The 6050-nt window shown below is 70.2% G+C and carries 7 protein-coding genes; 5 read left to right on the forward strand and 2 right to left on the reverse strand.

Features of this window, described 5'->3' with window-relative positions; translation table 11 throughout:
* The 4 genes from AC1D2K_RS28150 to AC1D2K_RS28165 all read left to right on the forward strand — a co-directional run.
* The coding region (locus tag AC1D2K_RS28150; RefSeq protein WP_478092840.1) for a YhdP family phospholipid transporter at window positions 1-864 on the forward strand (864 nt) is incomplete at its 5' end.
* Window positions 865-974: 110 nt separating this feature from the next.
* Window positions 975-1790 (forward strand): carbon-nitrogen hydrolase family protein, encoded by an 816-nt coding sequence (locus AC1D2K_RS28155; protein ID WP_478092841.1) that lies wholly within the window; start codon window positions 975-977, stop codon window positions 1788-1790.
* 68 nt (window positions 1791-1858) lie between these two features.
* The gene (locus AC1D2K_RS28160; RefSeq protein ID WP_478092848.1) at window positions 1859-3841 is read left to right on the forward strand and encodes a two-component system sensor histidine kinase NtrB; all 1983 of its coding nucleotides are present in this window, start codon (window positions 1859-1861) and stop codon (window positions 3839-3841) included.
* Between the two features lie 10 nt (window positions 3842-3851).
* Entirely contained in the window at window positions 3852-4478 is a 627-nt protein-coding gene (locus tag AC1D2K_RS28165) for a response regulator transcription factor (protein ID WP_478092842.1), read from the forward strand.
* Between the two features lie 12 nt (window positions 4479-4490).
* Here AC1D2K_RS28165 and AC1D2K_RS28170 read toward each other — a convergent pair whose 3' ends face one another.
* Entirely contained in the window at window positions 4491-5156 is a 666-nt protein-coding gene (locus AC1D2K_RS28170) for a YiaD family glycine zipper/OmpA-like lipoprotein (RefSeq protein WP_478092843.1), read from the reverse strand.
* Between the two features lie 205 nt (window positions 5157-5361).
* Complete coding sequence (locus AC1D2K_RS28175; RefSeq protein ID WP_478092844.1) at window positions 5362-5535, reverse strand: hypothetical protein; 174 nt, start codon at window positions 5533-5535, stop codon at window positions 5362-5364.
* Between AC1D2K_RS28175 and AC1D2K_RS28180 the strand changes: the two genes are divergently transcribed.
* Window positions 5534-6050, forward strand: a 517-nt coding sequence (locus AC1D2K_RS28180) for an MltA domain-containing protein (protein ID WP_478092846.1), incomplete at its 3' end; no start/stop codon positions are given. The two genes, AC1D2K_RS28175 and AC1D2K_RS28180, sit on opposite strands and share 2 nt — an antisense overlap.

The raw sequence follows: 6050 nt of genomic DNA on the forward strand, positions 1-6050 counted from the left end.
GCCCTCGACATCGTGGTCGACGACTTCGAATTGCTGGGCCGACGGCTCGGCCGGGCCGAGATCGACGCGGTGAACCGCGGCGGCGTCGGGCGCGAATGGCGGCTCAACAAGCTGACCCTCACCAACCCCGATGCCACCTTCAATGCCCAGGGCAGCTGGGCGGCACCGCCGGGCGGCAGCGGCGGGCGCGAGCAGCGCCGCACCGCCATGGAATTCAAGCTCGACATCACGGATGCCGGCGCGCTGCTCAATCGCTTCGGCATGAAGGATGTGGTCCGGCGCGGCCGGGGCCGGCTCGAGGGCGAGGTGAACTGGACCGGCTCGCCGTTCTCGATCGACTACCCGAGCCTGGGCGGGCAATTGAAGATCGACGTCGAATCGGGACAGTTCCTCAAGGCCGATCCGGGCATCGCCAAGCTGCTGGGCGTGTTGAGCCTGCAGGCCCTGCCGCGGCGCCTCACGCTCGACTTCCGCGACATCTTCAGCGCCGGCTTCGCCTTCGATTTCCTGCGCGGCGATGCCACCATCGTCAAGGGCGTGGCGTCCACCAACAACCTGCAGATGAAAGGTGTCAACGCCGCCGTGCTGATGGATGGCTCGGCCGACATCGCGCGCGAGACGCAGAACATCCGGGTGGTGGTCGTGCCCGAGATCAGCGCCGGCACGGCGGCGCTGGTGGCGACTGCAATCAATCCCGCGATCGGCCTCGGGACCTTCCTGGCCCAGATGGTGCTGAGCCGGCCGCTGATTGCCGCCGCCACGCAGGAGTTCCAGATCGACGGCACCTGGACCGACCCGAAAATCACCCGGGTGGCGCGCCGGCCGACCCCCGAGGCCCAGGCTGCGCCGTCGATTCCCCGATAAGACATGGCCCCCACGCTCATCACTTCGTGTATCGCTGCCCCCCGAGGGGGTGCAGTCCGCCCTTGGGGCGGCCCGGCGGGCGGCCTCAACGAGTTCAGGAGACAACCGCCATGAAAGTCGCTGCGATCCAGATGGTGTCGGCCATCGCCCGCGAGGCCAACCTGGCGCGCGCCCACGACCTGCTGGCCCAGGCCGCAGCCGCGGGCGCGGAGCTCGCGGTGCTGCCCGAGTACTTCTGCATGATGGGTCGGCGCGACACCGACAAGCTGGCGCTGCGCGAGACCGCCGGTGCCGGCACGGTGCAGAGCTTCCTGGCCGATGCCGCGCGCGAGTTCGGGCTCTGGATCGTCGGCGGCACGCTGCCGATCGAGACCGACGACGACCAGCATGTCTTCAACAGCTCGCTGGTCTACGCACCGGACGGCGCCTGCGTCGCGCGCTACGACAAGATCCACCTGTTCTTCTTCGACAATGGCCGCGAGCGCTACGACGAGCGCCGCGTGATCGCGCCGGGCTCGCAGCCGGTGTGCTTCGACCTGCCCTCGCGCGACGGCCATCGCTGGCGCATCGGCATGAGCGTCTGCTACGACCTGCGCTTTCCCGAGCTCTATCGCGCGCTGGCGCGCGAGGGGGCCGAGCTGCTGCTGGTGCCCAGCGCCTTCACGCGCACCACCGGCGCCGCCCACTGGGAGGTGCTGCTGCGCGCCCGGGCGATCGAGAACCTCGCCTGGGTGGTCGCGCCGGCGCAAGGCGGCACCCACGAGAACGGACGCCAGACCTGGGGCCAGTCGATGGTGGTCGACCCCTGGGGCGCGGTGGTGGCGCAGCACGCCGAAGGCGAAGCCGCGGTGCTGTTCGAGATCGATGCCGCGCAGCTCGAAGCCGCGCGCGCGCAACTGCCCGCGCTGTCCCACAGCGTGATCTGAAGCCGGTGTCCGCGCCTCCGCTGCCCGTCGCCCGCGTCCTGCGGCCCGCGTTCGCGCGGTTGCGCTTCATGCGCTCGGTGTGGCGGCGCTGGTTCCTGTGGGTGCTGCTGGCGATCCTGGTGCTGGCGCTGCTGGTCACCGTGGTCTGGCTGGCCGGCCGGCACGAGGTCGAGCAGACCCAGACCGTGCTGGACCGCGACACGGCCGATGCGGTGTCGGACCTGCGCGATGGTCTGCAACGCAACGTGCAGACGCTGCGCGCCTCGCTGGCCGGCGGCGTCGACCGCGAGCAGTGGGAAACCCGGGCCGCCGGCCTGCTGCGCGACCATCGCGAATGGCTGCGCCTCGAATGGCGCGACCCGGCCCTGCATCCGCTCGGCGTGGTCGATTCGCCCTATCGACGGCGGGTGTTCGGCGACAACGAACGCGGCCCCAACCAGACCGACGTCGAGCAGGCCTGCACCAGCGCGCGCAAGCTCGGCACGCCGGCCTATTCGCCCAGCCACTACGTGGCCTCGACCCAGGGCAGCGGCCTCGAGGTCCTGGAACTGTGCGTGCCGGTCGAGGGCGGCGGCTACCTGGTGGCTGCCTACTCCCTTCGCGACACGCTGACCGAGATGCTGGCGCCGATGCTCAGCCGTGGTCAGGAGGTGGCCTTCACCGAGGCCGACGGCACCCGGCTGGTGGCGATCGGCGCGCCGCGCCGCATCGGCACGCGGGTCTTCACCGCGCAGCAGCTGATCGACCTTCCGGGCGCCACCCTGATGCTGCGCGTCGACGGCTGGCGCGCCGTGCCCGACCTGTTCCCCAACATGCTGACCGCGCTGGTCACGGCGATCTCGATCGCGCTGGTGTCGGTGCTGGTGCTGCTGGCGCGCGACACGCGCCGGCGCCTGCGCGCCGAACGCGATCTCGCCGATGCGCTGGCGTTTCGCAAGGCCATGGAGGACTCGGTCATCACGGGCCTGCGCGCGCGCGACCTGCGGGGCCGCATCACCTATGTCAATCCGGCCTTCTGCGAGATGGTGGGCTTCAGTGCCGAGGAGCTGATGGGCAGCGACGTCGAGGCGCCCTACTGGCCGACCGAACTGGCGCACGAATACCAGCGCCGGCAGGCGGTGCGACTGGCGGGCGCCACGCCGCCGCGCGAGGGATTCGAATCGGTCTTCATGCGCAAGGACGGCACCCGCTTCCCGGTGCTGATCTTCGAGGCCCCGCTGATCAACGCGCAAGGGTCCCAGAGCGGCTGGATGAGCGCCTTCATCGACATCAGCGAGCAGCGCCGCATCGAGGAACTGTCGCGGGCCAGCCAGGAGCGCCTGCAGGCCAGCGCGCGGCTGGCGACCGTCGGCGAGATGGCTTCGCTGCTGAGCCACGAACTGACGCAGCCGCTGGCGGCGATCGCGAGCTATGCGAGCGGCTCGCTCAACCTGCTCGGTGCCGACGGCCTGCCGCGCGCGAGCGAGCACGAAGAGGTCGCGATGGCGGTGCGCCGCATTGCCGAGCAGGCCGACCGCGCCGGCCAGGTGATCCGCAGCGTGCACGACTTCGTGCGTCGGCGCGACCGCACGCGCGAGGCGGTGACGCCCCAGGCGCTGGTCGATGCGGTGCTGCCGCTGGTGCGGCTGCAGGCGCGCAAGCTGGGGGTCCGCGTCGAGCTCGCGTTCGAGGAGCACCTGCCGGCCGTGGTGTGCGACCGGACGCTGGTCGAGCAGGTGCTGCTGAACCTGGCGCGCAACGGCATGCAGGCGATGGACATGCCCGGCCTGGCCGAGCGGGTGCTGCGGCTGCGCGTCGTGCGCGCCGGCGGAAGTCCGGGCGCGGACGCGCGCCGCTGGCTCGAGTTCTCGGTCGCCGATGTCGGCTGCGGCATCAGCGACGAGGTGGCGGCGCGCCTCTTCACGCCTTTCTTCACGACCCGGCCCGACGGCATGGGGCTGGGCCTGAGCCTGTGCCGCACCGTCGTCGAGCAGCACGGAGGCGTGCTCATGTTCGAGCCGCAGCGGCCGCGCGGCACGGTCTTCCGATTTACTCTTGCGACCGCCAGCTGACACTCATCTCATGCAACCCCTGATCGATGCCTTGATCTTCATCGTCGACGACGACGCCAGTGTGCGCGAGGCGCTGGCCTGGCTGCTGCGCTCGCGGCGCCTGGTGAGCGAGCAATTCGCCAGCGCCGAAGCCTTCGAGGCGCGCCTGGCCGACGAGCCGCTGCTGGACCACCCGCACTGCCTGCTGCTCGACGTGCGCATGCCCGGCACCAGCGGGCTCGTGCTGTTCGACCGGCTCGCGGAACGCGGACTGCTCGACACCATGCCGGTGATCTTCCTGACCGGCCACGCGGATGTGCCGACCGCGGTGGATGCGGTCAAGCGCGGCGCCTTCGACTTCTGCGAGAAGCCTTTTTCGGACAACGCGCTGGTCGATCGCATCGAGCATGCGCTCGGCGTTTCGCTGCAAGCCATCGAGGCGCAGCGCACGCGAAAGCTGCTCAAGCACCGCATCGACGAGCTGACGGATCGCGAGCGCGACGTGATGCGCTGCGTCGTCGAAGGCCTGCCGAACAAGCTGATCGCCGATCAGCTCGCGATCAGCGTGCGCACGGTGGAGGTCCACCGCGCGCGCGTGTTCGAGAAGATGGAGGTCAAGTCGGCGGTCGAGCTCGCCAACCTGCTGCGAGGGGTCTAGAGCCCCCGCGCCTTAGCCCTGGGGGCGTTCCCCGACGTAGATTTCCACGCGGCGATTTTGCGCCCGGCCGGCATCGGTGGAGTTGTCGGCGATCGGCTCGCGCGCGCCGCGGCCTTCGGTGCGGATCGATCCGGCCGGCACGCCGCGCGCGACCAGGTAGTCGCGGGTGCTGGCGGCACGCGCGATCGACAGCGGGTTGTTGATGGCGTCGGTGCCGGTGCTGTCGGTGTGGCCGATGATGCGCACGTCGGCGTTCGGGTTGTTGCGCAGGCCGCTGGCGAACTGGTCGAGCACCGGCGAGAAATTGGGCTTGATCGCCGAACGGCCGACGTCGAAGGAGACATCGCTCGGGATCGCGAGCTTGAGCTCGTTGTTGGCGGTCTGGGTCACGGCCACGCCGGTGCCCTGGGTGGCTGCTTCCATCTGGCGCTTCTGGTTCTCCATGCGTTGCGACCACAGGTAGCCGCCCGCGGCGCCCGCCAACGCGCCGACCGCCGCCCCGGCACCGATCGCGCCCCGGTTGCCGCCGGTGGCCGAGCCGATCGCCGCGCCCGCCAGCGCGCCCACCCCGGCACCGATGCCGGTGTTGCGCTGGGTGTCGGTCATGCCGGTGCCGGTGCCGGCGCAGCCTGACAGGACGAGCGCTGCGGCGCTGGTGGCGAGTACGAAATTTCTCATGTCAATCTTTCTCGGGGTCCAAAACAAGGAACGGCGATTATCCCGAGCGACTGGCGTCGAATGTCTGGCGCGGCGGTTTCCGCATGTAACACCCGCGGCGGTCTAGAGCCCTGGCCTGGCTTATCGTTGCTTGTCGCGCTGCTATCGATTCGATAGCGATCGGCGCTGCGGCCGACAGGCCGAAGCGGCTCGAGACGACACGCCGTCAATCGCGTGGCGGCGCTTCGGCGGGAGGTCGAGATGGCGTGCCCGGCGGTGCTTCGTCGGGGCCGTGCACGTCGTGCAGTTCGCCGCCCTTGCGGCCCGAGAACATGGTCCACCAGATGATCAGGATGAACACGATTCCGGCGCCGAGGGCTTCAAGCAAAATCAGACCCATGAACAAAGGACTCCGGTGGCTGGTGGGACTCGCGATCGTAGCAACGCTGGGTGGCTGCAGCGTCAGCACGCGACAGCCCGAGGTGCCGGCGGCGACGCCGAGTGCGGCTGCGCCGCGCGATCTCGGCCCGCTGACCGGATCGCTCGCGCATCCCAAGAGCCGGTGGACGCCCGTGGCCTGGTCCGAGCTGCCGGGCTTCAACGAGGATGCGCTGCACGAAGGCTGGGTGGCGATGGTCGCCAACTGCACGCGGCCGAACGCCGCCATCGCGCCGCTGTGCCGCGAGGTTCGCCAGCTCGCGTTGGCCGACGCCGACCAGCAGCGCGAATGGATGATGCAGCGACTGCAGCCCTTCCGGGTCGAATCGCCCGCGGGCCCGAGCGAAGGCAAGCTCACGAGCTATTACGAACCGGTCTTCGACGCCACGCGCCTGCCGACCGCGACGAACACGGTGCCGCTCTACCAGACGCCGGCGGGCCTGGTCGCCAAACGGCCGTGGTACACGCGCCAGGAAA

Source organism: Variovorax sp. P1_H12_2, assembly GCF_056405335.1.